The organism is Weizmannia sp. WK01, assembly GCF_025905465.1.
GTDB lineage: Bacteria > Bacillota > Bacilli > Bacillales > Bacillaceae_C > Weizmannia > Weizmannia faecalis.
The window spans coordinates 847,432-865,718 of the sequence record NZ_CP109616.1; the positions used below are offsets into that span (position 1 = coordinate 847,432).

An 18,287-nucleotide genomic window follows, 5' to 3' on the forward strand; every position below is an offset into this window, starting at 1 on the left:
GCCGGAAATCGATTCTCCGGCAGGCCTTCTGTTTTGGACTTCCTTTTAATTGGGCATAGGCAATCGTCCAGCTGTGTATTGAGACTTCCTTTTGAATAGGTACCGGCCATCGCCTGGTCGTGTTTTGAGACTTTTATTTGAATGAGTATCAGCAATCGCCCGGTCGTATTTTGAAACTTCCCTTTGAATGGGCATTGGCCATCGCCCGATTGTATTTCGAAACTTCCCTCTGAATGGACATCAGCGGAAGCCGTTTGGGTCGGCAATCGCCCGATTATATTTTGAAACTTCCTTATGAATTAACATCGTCCGGGAGGCTGGCCGGTGACAAGCCGGCTTTTTTAAATACTTTGCCGAGTTCATCGTTGGCTTGTTCCAGTTTTTTGTTCGCAGCATCCAGCGAAGGGTTCGTTTTTTTCAACTCATCCGCTTTCATTTGGTAGGACTGTTGCAAATCTTTTACAGCCGTTTTGATCTCCGATTGATAGCTACTTATTTTGGATGGGATTTTCGTATTTTTAATTTCTTTCACTACATTTTCTGCGGATGACTGCGCTTCCTTCTGCATGGTGGCAAGCTCAGTTTTCGGCGGTTTTTCGTCCGTCTTAGCGATCGCCTGTTCATACGTATTTAAATCCCTGTCCTGGGCATTGATATGATTGGTGAGATTCATATAAAAATTCATCAAAGCTGTTTTTGTGCTGCTTTTTGCCGGTTTCTTTGCCCCGGACTGCCCTGAATTTCCGGAACATGCGCCAAGTGCAAGCACAAGGGCAAGGCTAAAAGTTGCAAACCAAATTTTTTTCATGCTGTAACCCCTTCCTAAATCTGTAAATTTTTAATAGACTTGCAGCACGATCATAGCATTTTTTGTTTCTTATGGTAAATAGGGGAGGAAAAAATAAGATTTATGGAAAAATTTTAATTCATATTTTTGTATCCCGGTTTAGATTTCCGGGGAAGGGGTAGAGGTAGGAAAAAGTGCAAAAAAAACATCGGGAGTTTCCGAAGTTTTTTGATCTCAAAGTCTTTTTGCCCCGACGTACCGCGGTTTCCAGTAAGGATTGCTCAGGCTGTCGATCTTTACGCCCTGCGATACGGAGTGGATGACTTGGTTATGGCCGATATAAATGGCGACATGTGAAACGCCTTTTGAATAAGTATGGAAGAAAACCAGATCGCCCGGTTTTAAATTTGACTTGCTGACTTTTTTTCCTTTTTTGTAAATGCTTGCTGCTGTTCTCGGCAAGCTTTTTCCGTTCTTTTTAAATGTATAACCTACAAAGCCGGAACAATCAAAACCTGATGGGCTTGTGCCGCCCCACCTGTACGGGGTCCCTATATATTTCTTTGCCGTACTGATGACTTTTGACGGGGAATAGGATGCAGCAGCCGCTTGTTTAGCAGGCAGTAAAAAACCGGTTCCCAGCATGAATGCAAGCAGTATTGGAGCTACTTTCTTCAAATTTCCCACCTCTGTCTATGAATCTTGTAATCCCACTATACCAATATTTGTCGATTCTTTGGTTACGCTCACATTAAATAATATTACAAAAACATTACGTATACGACAAAAGTGTGAAAAGTTTGACGGCGTCCGGCATGCGGGGCACGGCATCCTTTTTTGTTCGGGTGAACCATGGATTTTGATATCTAACGTTATTTCTATATAATGGAGTCATGACTTTAAAGCAGAAAGGAACGTTCAACATGATCGTCAAGTCAGAAGCGGATTTGGAAGGACTGAAAAAAATCGGGAGGCTTGTTGCCAGCATTCGCGATGAGCTGAAGGAAAAAGCCAGGCCCGGCATCACAACAAAAGAGCTGGATGAATGGGCAGGCAAGAGGTTTGCAGAAAACGGGGCGGTCTCCGGGCCAAAGGGAGAGTATGACTTCCCGGGTTACACCTGTATCAGTGTAAATGAAGAAGTGGCGCACGGCATTCCGGGAGACCGCGTGTTAAAAGAAGGGGATCTTGTGAATGTGGATGTATCCGGATCGCTGGATGGATATTATGCGGATACAGGCATCTCTTTTGTTGTCGGAAAAGGAGATCCCGAATTATTTGCGCTGTGCGAATGTGCGCAGCTGGCGTTTGACAGCGGCCTGAAAAAAATCCGGGCCGGCAATCGGCAGAATCAAATCGGCCGGGCGGTTGAAAAAGCAGTGTACGACAATGGTTTTGAAGTACTCTTGAATTTGACGGGCCACGGTGTCGGGAAGGCCCTGCATGAGGATCCCGAGTATATTTTAAATTACTATGACCCAGACGATACAGGTTTGTTACAGGACGGCATGGTCATTGCGTTTGAACCGTTTGTCTCGACCGGCGCTGATGAAGTGGTAGAATCGGGCGACGGCTGGACGTATGTAACGCCGGACGGAAGCTTTGTAGCGCAAGTGGAACATACCGTCATTGTAACAAAAGGAACCCCCATCGTTCTAACGCGATAAGCGGTGCGCCGGAGCATTGTCCTCCCTAGAGAATCACCGTTTCGGGCGGCTACAGTGGAATAAATAGCCCGCCTCGTTTTAATCATCAAGCGGGGGTCTGAAGTATGCATTTGGAAAGATCCCGTCGTTTTAACGCAGTAAACGGGGAAATGCCCTGCTCCGGAATACTGTCCCACCCGAAGAATGCACCGTTTCAGGCGGCTGCAGCGGGATCGGATTTAATCGTCAAGCGGGGGTCTGAAGTATGCATTTGGAAAGATCCCGTCGTTTTAACGCAGTAAACGGGGAAATGCCCTGCTCCGAAATACTGTCCCGCCTGAAAAATCACCATATCGGGCGGGGCAGTATAAGCGGGGCCATTCTACCGTTTTAACGCAATTAGCGGGGAAACGGCTTTAATCCGGTGTGCCAGCCAGCCCGCAACCAAGGACAAAATGATGTCTTTTGGCAGGGGCACCGCCATCCACACCCAGGCAATTTTGTAGCTGAACGCTTGTGGGGCCTGCGCCCATATTTTGTACGCGGCGTACATCCAGTTGGTCCCAATCAAATAGTTTAAAATCAGGCCAATGATTGCCGCAATAAAGTACGTTGTCAAGTTTTGGCGTTTTTCCACAATCTTGCCCGTTGCCCAGGCTGCGGGGATAAAGCTAAGAATAAATCCGAATGTTGGGCTTAAAACGGTTTGAAACCCGCCGCTGAACTGCGCAAAAACCGGTGCTCCCAGTAAGCCGATCAGCATATAGGCGACCATCGAGATCGCTCCAAGCCTGCTGCCGAGCACTAAACCTGCCAGCACGGCAAAAAAAGTTTGCAATGTGATCGGCACCCCGCCGATAACAAGAAACGGCGCAATGGATGTAATATTTGCCCCAATGGCCATCAGCGCCGCAAACATACCCGCATAACAAAGATCAATGGCACGGAATTTTTTCGCTGCCATTTTTTCACTCCCCTTTTTTCCTTTATCTATTAATAGATTAAAAAACTGCGGCATATATGTCAACCTAAAAATAAAATTGGTTTACATATTTCGGGCTTTGTGTCTTGAAGTTTACTGTAACGTAGAGGGGAGTGACATGGTTCCAAAACACCGAGTGTTGTCAATAATATAGTGAATCAAATCAGTGGGGAGGTCTTCTTCTCTCACTAAAGGCGAAGGTCTTTGTCATCCTAATCGGATTTTTATCCACCCTAAAAGGTTTAATTGTGTCTTGACTATTGGATTTATATATGGAATAATTTGTCTATTAAGAAGATGATCTGTATATTTTTTGAAATTTTTTCAAAACGATTCTTCGTTCAGTACCGGGAAGTTTTTTAAATAGTATTTTTAAAAACTTAAAAAAGTTTGGTGATATCAATGGGTCAATCCTCAACACGTAGAAGCTTTTCATCCGTTATATATTTAGTTGTCGGTTTACTGGTTACTTTTATTCAGCGTACACCAGTGTACTGGGGTGCATTCATCGTCCTGTTTTTTATGTCCTTGTATAATATTTATAAAAAACCAAGCTTAGGGAATATTCTTTTCTACATCATTGCTTATTTACTCCTTTTTGCTTATCTATGGTTTTTTATATTACATTAAGTTAAAAACAGGGCAGGTAGAGGGGGAGACACATTTATTAGGATGGAAGAGGTGTTTTTATCATTCCCACTTCCACTCCTTATGAAGAATACGGGTATGTTGCTGCTTTTTATTTTGTTTAATTCCATTTTCTGAACGGTGTTTGAACTTCCTCTGGTCACTTCCTTAAAAACTTCCTTCAAAAACCAACCAATTATTCCTTAGCATTCGCTTCGGCAACTTTTCAATACATTTAGGGAAATATAGGCTGGCATAATCAACCAAATCCATGACATGCAATCCCAAAATGGCGCATTCCTGTATAATCGTATTCCCCTCTAATTGTTTCATAATGATAAAAGGAATTCACGCTTTATATCTTGAAGTTTACGTTAACGTAAATTGTATGATAGAGGCAAATGGGAAGGAGAGGGGTGTATGACCTGCAAAATTTCTGAACTGGCAGCCGAATTCGGGGTATCCACGAGGACCATCCGCTATTATGAAGAGCTTGGGCTGTTCAAGCCAAAAAGAAGCCAAAATGGCAGGAGGTGCTATTCGAAAAAGGACTACACCAGGTTAAAGCTCATTTTCCGCGGGAAACAACTGGATTTTTCTTTGGATGAGATTAAAGAAATGATCGAACTGTTCGATTGCGACCGCTCCGGCATAAAACAACTCAAAAAAACGATCGAGTATGGCAAACAAAAACGCCGGGAAGTTGCACAGCAAATTCAAAACCTCCAGGAACTTCAATCCGAACTGGAAAAATATCTGGCAGAATTTGAAACTCGTTTAAAACGCTTAAAGGAGGAGCAGGGATGAATATTTCTGAACTGTTGGCGCGGAATGCAAGAAAGTACCCACAGCAGGAAGCATTGGTTTCGCCTCGTGAACGGCTGAATTATCAGGAATTAAATGTCAGAGTAAACCGTTTGGCGCATGCCCTCCAAAATTGTAACTTCAAGCAGGGAGACAGGGCGGTCATCGTGATGCCAAATACAAATGCGTTTGTCATTGCCTATTTTGCCGTGATGCGGCTTGGAGGTATTGTCGTGCCGGTTAATGCCAAATCAAGCCGCGCAGAACTGGAGTATATGTTGGACGATAGCGGAGCAAACGTGTTATTTGTCCATGAGCTGCTTTTTGAGGAACTCAAAGAAGCAACTTTTCCTCCCCATCTCGTAAAAATAAAAACAGGCGAACGTGTGACAGGCTGTCAAATTTTTGAAGAAATGATTAACCATTCGCCTGAAACGGAGATCCGGTGCCGGCTCAAAGAAGACGATGATGCTTCTATTCTTTACACATCGGGCACAACTGGGAAGCCAAAGGGTGTTTTGTTCACCAACCGCAATATTTTGTCCGCCGCCTGGATGATGTGTGTGGAAATGGCAATGAAACCGGAAAGCAGAATCCTGCACATGATGCCGCTCAGCCATTCAGCGCCTCTTCATCTCTTTTTGGTTGCAGGCACGGTTGTAGGCGCCACACATGTGCTTTCGCCTGTATTTACACCGGAAGCATTGGTGGAAACTGTAGAAAAAGAACGAATCACCCATTTCTTCGGTGCCCCGGTGGCCTATTTGTTCACGGCAAAACTGCCGAACTTGCAGGATTACGATTTATCCACCATGAAGTATTGGGTATATGGCGGTGCGCCGCTTTCCAGACCGGAAGTGGGCCTGATTCAAAATGCTTTTCGGTCGGACCGGCTCGTGTGCGTATATGGCCTGACAGAAGCGGGGCCGAACGGGACATTGCTGCTGCCTGAAGAACACGCGGAAAAAGCTGGAAGCATCGGTAAACGCGCTGCACTTGGCATGGAAATCCGGCTTGTGAATGAAAAAGGTGAAGACGTAGCGGCGGGGGAAGTCGGGGAAATTGCGTTGTACGGGGAAAGCGTCATGAAAGGATATTTCCGGAAACCAGAAGAAACGAACCGCGTATTTCAAAATGGCTGGCTGTTAACTGGCGACATGGCGAGAAAAGATGAGGAAGGGTACTACTGGGTAGTGGACCGTAAAAAAGATATGATCCTCTCAGGCGGTGTAAACGTATACCCGAAAGAGATCGAGGACGTATTGGTTACCCATCCGAAAATAAGGGAAGTTTCTGTGATCGGTGTTCCGCATCCGGAATGGGGGGAAACGGTCAAAGCTTTTCTCGTGCTGGCAGAACCGATGGACAATATTGAAGAAGAATGCAAACGCTTTCTAAAAGGGAAACTGGCATCCTATAAAATTCCGAAGTTGTACGAAAGAATAGAAGAACTGCCGAGGAACGCCACGGGAAAAATCCAAAAACAAGTATTGAGGGGGAAGGCCAATGAACTTTTACCATGATGATCCAAATCTGGCACGGCTTTTGAAACAATATTTGGATCCGCTGTTTTTTGATTGGGCAGAAAAGGAACTGGCCGAATTCGGGGAAATGTGCGCCGGAGAAATTGACGAACGGGCGACCCACACGGACCGGGAAGGCCAGCCCAAGCTGATCAAATATAACCGCTACGGAGAAGATGTATCGAGAGTGTGTGTAAATGAGGGTTATTTAAAAACAGTGGAGCAAGTGTATAACAAAGGCATTGTTGGATATGTCCATAAATCCATTCCGGCATTGGGCCAAAAAGGCAATTATGTGTATGCGTTTGCGCAAGGTTATTTGCTGTCGCAATCGGAACCCGGGTTTTATTGTCCGGTCACATTGACGGCAGCAGCCGCCTATTTGCTTGACCATTATGGTAGCCATGAACTGAAACAAGCCTATTTGCCGCAGCTAATCTCAACAGGTGAAGCGGAGCGCTATGAAGGTGCCACTTTTTTAACGGAACGCCAAGGCGGGTCAGACGTTGGCGCCAATGAAACAAAAGCCGTTTCGGAAGGCGGCTGTTACCGGCTTTACGGCGAAAAATATTTTGCCTCTAATGTGGGCATGTGCGGGGTAGCTATGGTGCTTGCAAGGCGTGAAGGGGCCCCGTCCGGAACAAAAGGGCTAAGCTTGTTTTTGGTGCCGTGGGAAAAAGAAAACGGCGAGAAAAACGGCATCTATATCCGGCGTTTGAAAGATAAACTCGGCGTGTGCGCGGTGCCTTCGGGTGAGGTGGTATTTGACGGGGCAAAAGCTTACTTGGTTGGCGACCCGCGCAAAGGCTTTTACTATATGATGGAGGCCCTAAACCTTTCGCGCATCTGCAATGCCATTGCTTCGATCGGCATCATGCGTCGGGCATACCGGGAAGCGCGGGCCTATGCGCTGAGACGGACGGCGTTTGGCAGCCGGCTCGCAGACTATCCAATGGTAAAAGAAACCCTTGTCAAAATGGCAGCCAAACAGGAAGTGGAAACAAGCGCGGTGTTCCGGCTTGCCACACTTTTTGACCGGACGGCTTCCGGCAAGGCGGATGAACAAGAAAACATCATGACAAGACTGCTCATTGCCATTTTGAAAATGGAAACAGCCGAGCAGGCCATCCATTTTGCCCATGAAGCGATCGAAATGCACGGCGGAAACGGCTATATCGAAGACTTTGTAACGCCAAGGCTTTTGCGTGATGCCCAGGTGCTTACTGTCTGGGAAGGGACCGCCAATATTCTCGGCCTTGAAGTGCTCCGCCTGATGCGGAAATTTAAAGTGCATGACATTTTTATCGGCATGATGCGGGAGAAAATAGATCAGCTGCAGGCCGGTACATGGCTATCTGCCGGACTGGACCAACTCGAAGAAACTTGCCGTTTTGTCATGGAGACGAAAGAGGAAGCCGCGCAAACGTACCATTGTAAAAAAGTAGCCAGGCAAATGGTCAAAATATATGAAAGTGTCACAGCCCTCGAAGACGCATTGGCCGGGCAGCGGCAAAAATGGATCGCGGAAGCCTATCTCAGGCTGGCTTGGCACGACCCGCTTGCCATCGATCCGGAACTGGCGCTTGTGAAACATTTCGAAGAGATTGTGATGGAAAAAGTGCCGGCAAATGAAGGAAATTAATTGTCACCCACCGGCTTTTAGGCGAATACACTGAATGGAAAAAGCCTGGATAAAGAGGTGGTCCAATTGTATTGGCAGAAGCCAGATATGTATTTTTCCCGGACGGAACCGGGTTACCGCAATCATCCGCAAAAATATGCCTTTCCGCCGCAGCACCAGCCGGAACAGCCAGGGATTGAAAAACTGATGCACCCGCGCCCGCTGATTGAAGACCCGTCCTATAAGGGATCTGGAAAGCTTGAAAATAAAGTGGCGATTGTAACCGGCGGGGACAGCGGGATCGGCGCAGCTACCGCGATTGCGTTTGCAAAAGAAGGCGCGGATGTCGTGATTCCGTATTATTCCAATTATGAAATAGAAGATGCCGTCCGGACAAAGCGGAGGATTGAAGCGCTCGGGCAGCGTTGCCTGCTGATTCCGGGGGACTTAAAAGATCCGGAGCATTGCCAAAACGTTGTGAAGCAAACGGTGGATACATTCGGGCATCTGGATGTGCTTGTGAACAATCACGCCATGCAGTTTGTGCAGAAGGACTTGCTGAATATTACGAATGAACAATGGGATTTTACCTTTAAAAACAATATTCACAGTTTTTTCTACTTGGTCAAAGCCGCATTGCCATATTTAAAAGCCGGCAGCTCGATCATTTTTACCAGTTCTGTAACGGCGTATGAAGGAAATCAAAATCTGATCGATTATTCTGCAACAAAAGGGGCAATTGTGGCTTTCACCCGGGCTTTGTCGCAAAATCTGGTGAGAAAGGGCATCCGGGTCAATGCGGTGGCACCGGGGCCGATTTGGACACCGCTGATTCCGGCAAGCTTCTATCCGGAACAGGTTGCCAAATTTGGCCGTGATGTGCCAATGAAGCGGGCCGGCCAGCCGTACGAACTGGCTCCGACTTATGTTTATCTTGCATCCCGTGATTCCAGCTATGTAACAGGGCAGGTGCTGCATGTAAACGGCGGGACGATTACGGGTTCTTAATTGCAAAGGAGTGTGCTGTGCAAATCGACTGCGTACATGCGAAATCACAAGCGGCCGAGGAAACGGGTGAATGAAGATATATCAACCCGATGCTGGCGTATTGATAGCGGCGAGCAGCAACCTGACGCTGATGTATCAATTGGCCACTGCGGATGTTGTGCTAAGCGCAGATTGGGTCGCCCGACGCTGGTGTATCGATAGCCGCGAGCAGCAACCTGGCACTGGTGTATCAATTGGCCGCTGCCGAAGTTGTACTGAGCGCAGATTGGGTCGCCCGAAGCTGATATATCGATAGCGGCAGGCAGCAAACCTAACGCTGATGGATCAATTGGCCGCTGCCGAAGTTGTGCTAGGCGCAGATTGGGGCAACCCGATGCTGGCGTATCAATAGCAGCAAGCCGGTCTGTTGTGCACGCTGGGATCCGCCCGAAAAGGAAATTAGAAAACTAGTGGTGCGCTTTTTCCGTATCCGTGTATAACTCATCCAAATATTGCGCGGTAAAGTCGACGAGCGCCCGCTGTTGGATAAGTCTTGACGGAGCAGCGCCAATAAAACCAGTTTTTACTTGATGGCTGCGTTCAAAGGCGCGGCCAATTTTATTGAATAAATCGGAGTTTTCCTCGTAATCTTCATAGGATTGCCAGACCCTTTTTCCGTTTATCGTCATCGCGCAACTCTGCGTACACCGTTTTGTATGCTTGGACCTGGATTCGCCGAGATGCATGGATGTATTGACTTGGTAATCGACGCCGAGCAGCAAAATACAGCCATCCCGGTCATAAATCCGGGCGAGCGGGGACTTTTCCCCGAACGGGAAGTCGAGCGAGTGCCCGCTCAAAATCGATTTTGCATCCCGTCCCCAGGCAGTAAACGAACAGGTCGGATGATGGCTTCTTAAAACCTCCGGAAACGTCCGGAAAAGCTCGGCAACCCGGCCCATGCCGTAAGTCGGCGTGACGGCGGGATCGAATGCAGGCATAGAGCGGCGGATTTCTTCCCACCATGCTTCCGGAACGGGCGGGTTTTCCCAAAAGGCGGGGTCGGTATTATTCGCTGTTTGGGCCGGCATCACAATGGTGCCACGCTCTGTCACCACTTCCATTAAAGCCAGAATGACGGCAACCTCTCCCCCGCAAACCCAGCCGAGCGCGCTTAAAGACGAGTGGACGATAACCACCATACCTTCTTTCAGCCCAAGCTTGCGAAAATCTGTCACTAATCTTTCTTTTGTTACGAGCATTTGTTTTTGACGAATCACGTTTTCTTCTGTCACAGGAGCCTCTCCCATCTCTGTTAATTTATTTGTAATGATTCTCCAGGCTTGCCTCATATCCTTTATTATTGAAAAAGTTTTTCTTGATAAGGAGAAGAGGAAGAACATGGCAGTGTTTTTTAAAGGGGCATTTATGCTGATTGGCGTTGCTTTCATCGGAGAGTGCATTGAATTTTTAACCAATATGGTACTTGCAAATGAACTCGGGGCGCACGGCATGGGGCTATACATGTCTATTTTGCCGGCCATTTTTCTAATTGTCACCATCGCCAGCATGGAACTGCCCATCTCCATTTCAAAATTTGTTGCGGAACAGGAAGAAAAATATCATCGTGATATGCTGAGGTTTACAATCCGGCTGGCATCTTTGTTTGTCCTGTTGCTCATGGCGGCAGTTGCATTGTTGCTGCCGGTGCTTCCAATTTTCCATCATTACCACCCGTATCTTCGCTGGCTGATCATTGCGCTTATCCCGATGATCGCCTTTTCCTCAATTGCGAGAGGTTATTTTATGGGTGTTCAGCAAATGGGGAAGATTGCTGCTGCCAACTTCCTGAGAAAAATGATGCAGCTTATCCTGCTTGTCTTGCTATTTCATTGGATGGAATTTGACGTGCAAATGTCAATTTTTATCGCGATATGCACGCTTGTCGGTAGTGACTTGATTGTGCTGCTGTATCTTTTTCATATGTTTGTGCTGCAAATGCGGACGCTCAAGAAAAAAGAACAGGCTCCAATGGGGGGAAAGGAAATCAGAAGGAGCCTTCTTTCTGTTTCCTTGCCAACAACGGGCATGCGCGTATTTCATGCCGTAACAAATGCGATTGAACCATTTTTTATCAAATGGGTATTGCTTAAATCCGGGATGACGGAGGGGATGGCAAACGAACATTTCGGACTGGTGGCCGGCGTCGCTTTTACGATCGGATTTTTTCCGGCCTTTATTGCCCATTCCCTGTCCACCGTATTAATTCCGACTGTTTCGGAAGCTTATGCCAAAAGAGACGGCATAAAGCTGCAGAAACTGCTTCAGCAGGTGATGATGATGACGTTTCTTTACGGGCTTCCGGCTGTCATTGTCATTCAGGTGTTTTCCGTGCCGCTCACAACTTTGTTTTCCCATTCGGCTGCCGCCGCCGTTTATGTCCGTCTGTTATGGCCGTATTTTCTGTTTCACTATTTTGTCATTCCGATGCAGGCGTTTTTAATCGGCCTCGGCCTGGTCAGGGATGCCCTCGCGCATTTTATTTGGTCAACAATGGTTACGTACTGCCTCATTTATTATCTTGGCTCAAATCCCCAGTACCAAATGGCCGGCGTCATCATCGCTATGAATACGGGAACATTGCTTATCATGATGATGCACTATTTAACGATTTGTAAAAAAATTGAAATCTCCCTGATTCTCCGCAAATCAATGAAACATACTTTTTAACGGTAGATATACGGGTTCCGGCAGGCTTTTTGGATGTTTGTCCGGGTTTGTGAGGGTCCGCGGTAATTCTTGAAAGTTTGTGCAACATAACCCAGCTTGATCGTTTTATAAGGGGGGAACGAGAAAGAATCGAAATTTTTGATAGTAATTTCACATAGAACGGTTCTACGTTAAGGAACAGACGAAAAAATCGGTCAAAAGTTCACATAGAATGGTTCTACGTCAAGGAACAGACAAAAAATCCGGTCAAAAGTTCACATAGAGCAGTTCTACGTTAAGGAACAATGCAAAAATCCGGCCATAAGTTCACATAGAGTGGTTCTAGGTTCTATGTTAAGGAACAATGCGAAAATCCAACCATAAGTTCACGTAGAGCACGTCTAAATAAAGGAAAACAAGGATTTTTGGGGATAAGTTTACGTAAGGGGCCTATATGTAGAGAGGCACTTGCCCGGTTCAATTTCAAAAACCTGTCCGGTATTTCAGGACAGGCTTTTGAAACAGGACTATTTTATAATCAGTACCGGACATTTGGCAAGCTGGGTGACTTTCTGGCTGACGCTGCCAAGCATGAGCCCCTTCAGATTGCCGAGTCCTCTGCTTCCCATAATGATAAGCTGATAGTTTCCTTCTTCCGCCTTTCTGACAATCTGGGCAGCGGGATCGCCCGTTTCATAAAATTTCTCTATCTCAATTTCTTCCTCTTCAGCAAGAGCGGCGGCTTGGTCTAGCAAATCGTCCCCGTCCCTCTGCTGTTCAGAATAAAGGGTATCTATTGACGCATTTGGCATCCCCTCCGGAATAACCGGATTTTTCTCCACATGGATGACACCGATTTTTGTAAACCTTTCTTTTGCAAAATTCAGTGCGGATTTCAGTGCTTTTTCACTCATTTTTGAACCGTCTATTGCCACAAGAATACGATTAAACATAAAATCATCTCCATCGGCTTTCTTCTCATCAACCTTATCATATCATAAAAAATTGCAACAATTAACAGAGAATACGAGAAAAACACAAAATCTCTGCCCCTTGGGGTGGACAGGCACGGTTTATTTTTTGCATGTTCGTCGGATATTTTCTGTTTTTTTCGGAAAAATAAAGGGTATTGAACCATACGAGGTGATATGAAATGAACGAAAACAAAAAGAAATCGCAACGGAAAATGGACAACCCCGAACAATTTGCAACAGAAAACGAAGACATGCATGATAAATTTATGAGTGAACAAACAGTTGACCCGATCCCAATGGAAGACTTGCGAGAAGAAAAGCTTGAAGAAAAAACGGATCATGACAAAAAAACGACTTCTTCAAGCGAAAAAAAGTACAAACCGTAAACCTTGTAAGCAAAGCACCCGCGGGATGGCCGATAAAAACGGAATCCGAATCCCCGAGTGCTTCTAGTATGTTTTTCGCCAAGATTCGAGTGGGTACTGTCGCTGCAAACAATGGAACAGCGATGGATCTGTCTTGCCCGGAGCGGTAGGTTCTAGCCCTTGCAAAACCTTTGGACAAAGTTGTAAATAGTTCTACGCTGCCAATCTCATTTCTAAGTTCTAGCCCTTGCAAAGCCTTTGGGCAAATGCCAATGCAGGTTAGCCTGCTGGAAACCCGTCATAAGGAAACGGAACAGGCAGTTGCAGCACCTGTTCCGTAAATTTTTTTAAAGCCAGCCTCCACCAAGTCATAACTTGCATCTGCTTTTGGTTGCGGCACCTGTTCTGTTTATATGCTTACAGCCAGTTATTGTCATCCGATCCGCTATCCCATCCGCCAAAGTCATTGTCATCATTGGAACTGAAATCAGCCAGATCGAATCCGGTGTCTTGCTGGTCGTTGTCATGTGTGTCATGATCCTCATGGGAACTGAAATGAGCCAAATCAAAACCGGTATCTTGCTGGTCGTGGTCTCCATGATCCCCGTCTTCATGACCGTCATGGCCATTGTCTTCAAAGTTGCTTAAAGTATCTTGGAGATGGTCAATCTCATCCTGTTGTAAAATATTTTGCTCTTCCAGTTCTTGCAACAGATCGTTGCCATCAAGATTTTGAAAATGCTCGAACTGGTCTAAACCGATTCTGCCCTGTTCCAGTAAATACGTCAGCAAAGCGCCTGTTGCCATCCCGCCGGCAAACATGCCAAACCGGCCGATTCCGGCATTGCCCCCCTCGTTCCATCCGGTTTGCTCCGGGTGCGGGTCATAGGCATCTCCATTGTAAATGCTTCTTCGCGGTTCAATGATTTGCGGGCGGTTCCGCTCGATCAAAGGACGGATGATTAAAAAATACACGAGCAAGATAATAATGATAATCCCGATCAACCAACCCAATTTTATTCCCTCCTGATCAAAAGTCATTTTATGCTGCATCCAATCATCTTTGTTGCGTATTGTAACGCATTAGAATGAAAATAACCAGGATAAAAGTAGTTGAGATTACGAGAAAGCATGGGGCAGGCGCACCCCATGCTTCTGCCATTTTTAGCCCATCCTGGAAGAGGCGCCCTGCATGTCGATGACTGCTTTTCGTTGGGTAAAATCAATATTTTTATAGTAAGCATTTTTGACTAAAATGTTCGGTCCGAGACATTTGACTTGCGGGCAATGACAGTTCAGCGATTTTGCAATGGGTGTTTTGAGCCATTTTTCAAAGACGTCGGGCAGTCTGTCATGCTGGATATTGCCAAGCGGCGGTGTATCGCCAAAATCCGTGACAATCACATCACCGGTAAAAATATTGACATTCAGGCGGGAGCGGCCGTCCGGATCATTGCGGAGGGTCACATTTTTGCTTTCGTACAATCTTTTCAATAATGCCTGGTCTTCCGGGTTAGTGCTGCACGGATAAAATGGCAGCGTGCCAAACAACATCCACACGCTTTCATCACGGATATCGAGCAAATGGTGGATGGCTTCCCGGATTTCATCCAGGCTGAGCACTTCAAGATCAGCGGCAAAATCGCTTGGGTACATTGGGTGAATTTCGTGCCTTGCACATTTCATTTCTTCGACAATCTGATGATGGATTTGTTCCATATAAGGCAAAGTGCGTTTGTTCAACATCGTTTCCGCAGAAACCATCACGCCCATCTCCGACAAGGCGCGGCTGTTTTCTACGATGCGCCTGAACATTTTTTCCCCGTGCTGATCGCTTGGCTTGATCCGCATGTTGGCAAACCCGCCGTCAATATAATCACGGACAGTTCCCCAGTTGTGGGAAATGTGCAGCACATCGAGATAAGGCACAATTTGCACATATTTTTCGAGTTTCATTGTTAAATTGGAATTGATTTGGGTGCGGATCCCTCTTTCATGCGCATATTGTAACAGTGGCAGAACGTAATTTTCAACAGATTTGGTTGATAACATCGGTTCGCCACCGGTAATGCTGATGCAGCGCAGTGTGCTGATTTCGTCCAGCCGCCTGAGCAGCAGATCAAGCGGCAGCGCATCCGGATCTTTTGGCTGCAGCGTGTAACCGACCGCACAATGTTCACAGCGCATATTGCATAAAGTGGTCGTTGTGAATTCAATATTCGACAAAGTCAGTTTGCCGTGCGTCGTGATGTCCATGTATGCTTCCCACGGATCGTATTCAGGCGTAATGCTTCGTTGTGTTTCTTCTTTTAACATGTTTGTGCTCCTTTTTCAAAAAGTCAATCCGGGCGCCTGCTTTGCGCATGATTCCACCTCCAAACGGCAGGCCCCTCCTTTTTCTGCTTTTTTCCTATATATGCCATGGTTCATTATAACATGCAGCCTGTTTCTTTTTTCGCAGATTCCATTTCCTGGGCTCCGGGTGTTTTTCGTAAAAAGTACGGTATGCTGCCTTCGCTAAAGCAGTGACGTCTGTGTTGAAAAGTTGCGCCGGCTGTTTGTCATTTTTCTCTGATGCAAGGCTCGTTATGGCACGGGCACCTAGACCGACGCCATTCATCCGTTTTGATATTGGATTTTTTTCTTTATAAACTGATTGAATTTTTCTGTTTCATCGCGGATGCTGATGTTTTGTTCCCATGACGCAGCGAGATGAAGGGCTTCCTGACTGGAATAAAGGGCGTATGCCAAATCGCCTTTTTTGGCAAATAATCTGGCCATGCCGTAGTGATAGTACATTAACTCAATCGGGTTGGCTTTATTTTTTTGATAAAGCATCTTTTCAAATGCCGCCGCCGCTTTTTCAAACTGCTGATTTTCCACGTATGCGATGCCGAGATTAAAATAGGCTTCAATCGTCTTTTCCCCGCCGTAAGCATGGCTGATTTGATTTGCAGCTTCATATGCACGGATGGCCTCTTTGTATTTTTTCCGTTCCAAATATAAATCGCCCTGGACCAATAAAACACGGTGCCTGATCATCGGGGTGGATGGGACCGGAATGACTTTGCTAAGAATGGCCTCTGCCTGATCGGGGTCGCCCGCTTTGAGAAGCACCCTTGATTTTAAGGCATGCCCCCAGACCATCAAGTCGCGGGTATCCTCATTGCCAGCATCCAGGCCGGATAGCCGCTTTAGCCCGGCATCAATTTGTATGAGCGCCTCTTCAAGCTCATTCATTTCCATCAGCGCCCATCCAACCGTATCAATCCGAAAGAAAGCTTCGAGCATGCTTTTGTCCAGTGCAGCAGCAAAATCAGCTGCTTTTCGCCCGTATTCGACCCGTAAAGGCAGATTGACCCTGCTTAAGAAATGGCTGGTACGAACTACGAATTCAATCAATATTTCCTTTTCGTCTGATTGGCTGGCCCATTCCATTACCTTGCGAATGTTCGTCCATTCCTGCTTCAGATCATCGAGATCCCGGCCAAGCAGATAGCGCCAATAGAATATATTGGGCTGTTCCCGTTTTAAATGGGTATCCAAAAAATGGATATAATAGCGAGCCCATCGTTTTCGCGCCTCTTTTTCCAGCTGCCGGTTTTCCGACAAGTGCTGTTCACCGTAAGCAATCACGGTTTGATGCGCGGGGTAGCGCAATTTTCCGTCTGTCCGGTCAGGATGGATCAGCGCATAATTCCGCATTTGTTCAACTGCTGCATAAAAGCCCCTGGCATCTAATCCTGCCGCTGCGGCCCAGGCAGCTTCAACGGGCGGCTTTTCAAAAAAACAGAGCACCTGCCATAAACGGCGGGCTGCTTCATCGATGCGCTTCCATGTTCTCCCGAAAAGAAATTCAAATAACTCCAGTAATGAATACCCGGCGCTTTCGATTTCCTGAATGAGTTGTTCTGCCGGAATGCCGCCGTCGCTGATATAGGCAATACAGAGGGACAGCGCTTTTGGATTCCCGGCGGCCGCTTTGATCAGCTTTGCCTGCATCTCCGGTGTCAGATGCCGCAACTCTTCCTGGTTAGGTGCACTGCCGGTTTGCAAATGTTCGCGGATGACAAATGACAAATATGAAAGTGCCTCTTTTTCGTTTAATCCCTTTAACTTGACAATTGTGAAATTTTGAAAAGCGTCTTTATAATCTTGATTGTAGTTTTCACGGGAAGTCAGCATCGCTTTTACGCCTTGAGGGAGGTTGATAATGAATTCAAGCACCTCTTTTTCAGCGGCGTCCATACTATCCACAATAAGCAGTATCGGCTGTTCCCTGGAAAAAAGCTGTAAAGCATGCCGCACTGCAAAACGTTTTTCCATGACGGGTTTATCGATTTGTTCTGTCAGTCCAAGCTGGTAAGCGATTGTATTTAAAAAATCATTGAAACTTAACCCTGTTAAATGGGTGCTGAACCAAATGATGCAGTGAAACGCGGGCCACTTATCAGAGACATTTGCCGCTTCTTCACCCGGTTCCCCTGCACAAGCATAAGCGGCTTCAAGGGCGAGCGTCGTTTTTCCCACGCCGGCCCACCCTGTAATGGAACAAACAGGCGAAGGGGAAAGAAGCCAGTGATAGATGGCTTGTAAATCTGATTTTCTACCAATAAAGCGCCCTGACCAGCGTGCGGGCAGGTTGTGCGCGGAAAATTTGTTTTTCTCTTCGCTTTCAAGCACAGCGGCGTTTCCAAACAGACGGGTGATGACCATATTGATTTCCTCAGGCGGGGGTGTACCGATTGTCCCGTTATCGTTCATCGTTTTTGCTTTTTTAAGGCAGGACGCCACCCATGCCGGCAATGCCGGTTCGATGACAGGGATGGAAGTGGTTTCCAGCAATTCCATGAACCACGTTACATTCATGCATCCTTTTTCAAGAATGAGCCAGATGATGCCGAACAGTTTGGCATCCTCGATCCGGCCCGGAATATACTTCGATCCCATTTGGCCGATCCAGCTTTTAACGGTGTTAGGGGATACACCTAGTTTGTATGCGATTTTTTCCATGTAAGATTGCCCGGTTTTGTTGCCGGCTTCTCTATTTGTCTTGTAATCCGGGTGCTGTTTTAAAGCTTTAACACCGGAAGATAGCAGACTGGAAAACTTTTTTTGGTTTTCAAGTTCGGCCAAGGACCTCACCTCCTTTCCTATATTTTATCAATATAATAACCGAAGTCTAAAATTTAAGCATAAAACATACAGTGCGGCTGTCCTTTTATACAGCAACAATAGCTGGTTCCCCTTTCATCCGTTTTG

At 46.5% G+C, this 18,287-nt stretch carries 15 protein-coding genes; 7 read left to right on the forward strand and 8 right to left on the reverse strand.

All coding sequences use genetic code 11. The annotated features are described in order from the left end of the window. Positions 1-292: 292 nt before the first annotated feature. Positions 293-808, reverse strand: coding sequence for a hypothetical protein (locus OF158_RS03865; RefSeq protein WP_014095985.1), 516 nt, complete (start codon positions 806-808; stop codon positions 293-295). Positions 809-1,021: 213 nt separating this feature from the next. Continuing rightward, a complete protein-coding gene (locus OF158_RS03870) occupies positions 1,022-1,465 on the reverse strand; it encodes a C40 family peptidase (protein ID WP_014095984.1) in 444 nt (147 codons plus the stop codon). Between the two features lie 245 nt (positions 1,466-1,710). Here OF158_RS03870 and map point away from each other — a divergent pair, with 245 nt between their 5' ends. Beyond that, positions 1,711-2,454: a type I methionyl aminopeptidase gene (gene map, locus OF158_RS03875; protein ID WP_014095983.1), complete on the forward strand. Its 744-nt coding sequence runs from the start codon at positions 1,711-1,713 to the stop codon at positions 2,452-2,454. 361 nt (positions 2,455-2,815) lie between these two features. On the opposite strand, the gene OF158_RS03880 is transcribed toward map, so the two are convergent. Further along, positions 2,816-3,397, reverse strand: coding sequence for a biotin transporter BioY (locus tag OF158_RS03880; protein WP_014095981.1), 582 nt, complete (start codon positions 3,395-3,397; stop codon positions 2,816-2,818). Between the two features lie 1,065 nt (positions 3,398-4,462). Between OF158_RS03880 and OF158_RS03885 the strand changes: the two genes are divergently transcribed. From OF158_RS03885 to OF158_RS03900, 4 genes are all read left to right on the forward strand, one after another. Then, entirely contained in the window at positions 4,463-4,849 is a 387-nt protein-coding gene (locus OF158_RS03885; RefSeq protein WP_035182340.1) for a MerR family transcriptional regulator, read from the forward strand. Beyond that, on the forward strand, positions 4,846-6,369 hold the full coding sequence (locus OF158_RS03890) for a class I adenylate-forming enzyme family protein (RefSeq protein WP_035182338.1): 1,524 nt from the start codon (positions 4,846-4,848) through the stop codon (positions 6,367-6,369). Before OF158_RS03885 ends, OF158_RS03890 begins: the two co-directional genes overlap by 4 nt. After that, a complete protein-coding gene (locus OF158_RS03895; protein ID WP_035182336.1) occupies positions 6,353-8,011 on the forward strand; it encodes an acyl-CoA dehydrogenase family protein in 1,659 nt (552 codons plus the stop codon). Before OF158_RS03890 ends, OF158_RS03895 begins: the two co-directional genes overlap by 17 nt. A gap of 87 nt (positions 8,012-8,098) precedes the next feature. Further along, positions 8,099-8,998, forward strand: coding sequence for an SDR family oxidoreductase (locus OF158_RS03900; RefSeq protein ID WP_043052586.1), 900 nt, complete (start codon positions 8,099-8,101; stop codon positions 8,996-8,998). Between the two features lie 446 nt (positions 8,999-9,444). On the opposite strand, the gene OF158_RS03905 is transcribed toward OF158_RS03900, so the two are convergent. Further along, entirely contained in the window at positions 9,445-10,272 is an 828-nt protein-coding gene (locus OF158_RS03905) for an AAC(3) family N-acetyltransferase (RefSeq protein WP_035182332.1), read from the reverse strand. A gap of 106 nt (positions 10,273-10,378) precedes the next feature. Here OF158_RS03905 and OF158_RS03910 point away from each other — a divergent pair, with 106 nt between their 5' ends. After that, positions 10,379-11,707: a polysaccharide biosynthesis protein gene (locus OF158_RS03910; protein WP_035182331.1), complete on the forward strand. Its 1,329-nt coding sequence runs from the start codon at positions 10,379-10,381 to the stop codon at positions 11,705-11,707. Positions 11,708-12,213: 506 nt separating this feature from the next. On the opposite strand, the gene OF158_RS03915 is transcribed toward OF158_RS03910, so the two are convergent. Beyond that, positions 12,214-12,639, reverse strand: coding sequence for a universal stress protein (locus OF158_RS03915; RefSeq protein ID WP_014095974.1), 426 nt, complete (start codon positions 12,637-12,639; stop codon positions 12,214-12,216). 200 nt (positions 12,640-12,839) lie between these two features. Here OF158_RS03915 and OF158_RS03920 point away from each other — a divergent pair, with 200 nt between their 5' ends. After that, complete coding sequence (locus OF158_RS03920; protein WP_014095973.1) at positions 12,840-13,046, forward strand: hypothetical protein; 207 nt, start codon at positions 12,840-12,842, stop codon at positions 13,044-13,046. A 396-nt stretch (positions 13,047-13,442) separates the two neighbouring features. Here OF158_RS03920 and OF158_RS03925 read toward each other — a convergent pair whose 3' ends face one another. From OF158_RS03925 to OF158_RS03935, 3 genes are all read right to left on the reverse strand, one after another. Next, positions 13,443-14,039 carry a hypothetical protein gene (locus tag OF158_RS03925; protein WP_035182330.1) on the reverse strand — a complete coding sequence of 199 codons (597 nt, stop codon included), beginning with the start codon at positions 14,037-14,039 and terminating at the stop codon, positions 13,443-13,445. A gap of 150 nt (positions 14,040-14,189) precedes the next feature. Next, positions 14,190-15,341, reverse strand: a complete 1,152-nt coding sequence (yfkAB, locus tag OF158_RS03930; protein WP_035182328.1) for a radical SAM/CxCxxxxC motif protein YfkAB — start codon at positions 15,339-15,341, stop codon at positions 14,190-14,192. Positions 15,342-15,641: 300 nt separating this feature from the next. Then, positions 15,642-18,161 (reverse strand): tetratricopeptide repeat protein, encoded by a 2,520-nt coding sequence (locus tag OF158_RS03935; protein WP_035182325.1) that lies wholly within the window; start codon positions 18,159-18,161, stop codon positions 15,642-15,644. Between the last annotated feature and the right edge of the window lie 126 nt (positions 18,162-18,287).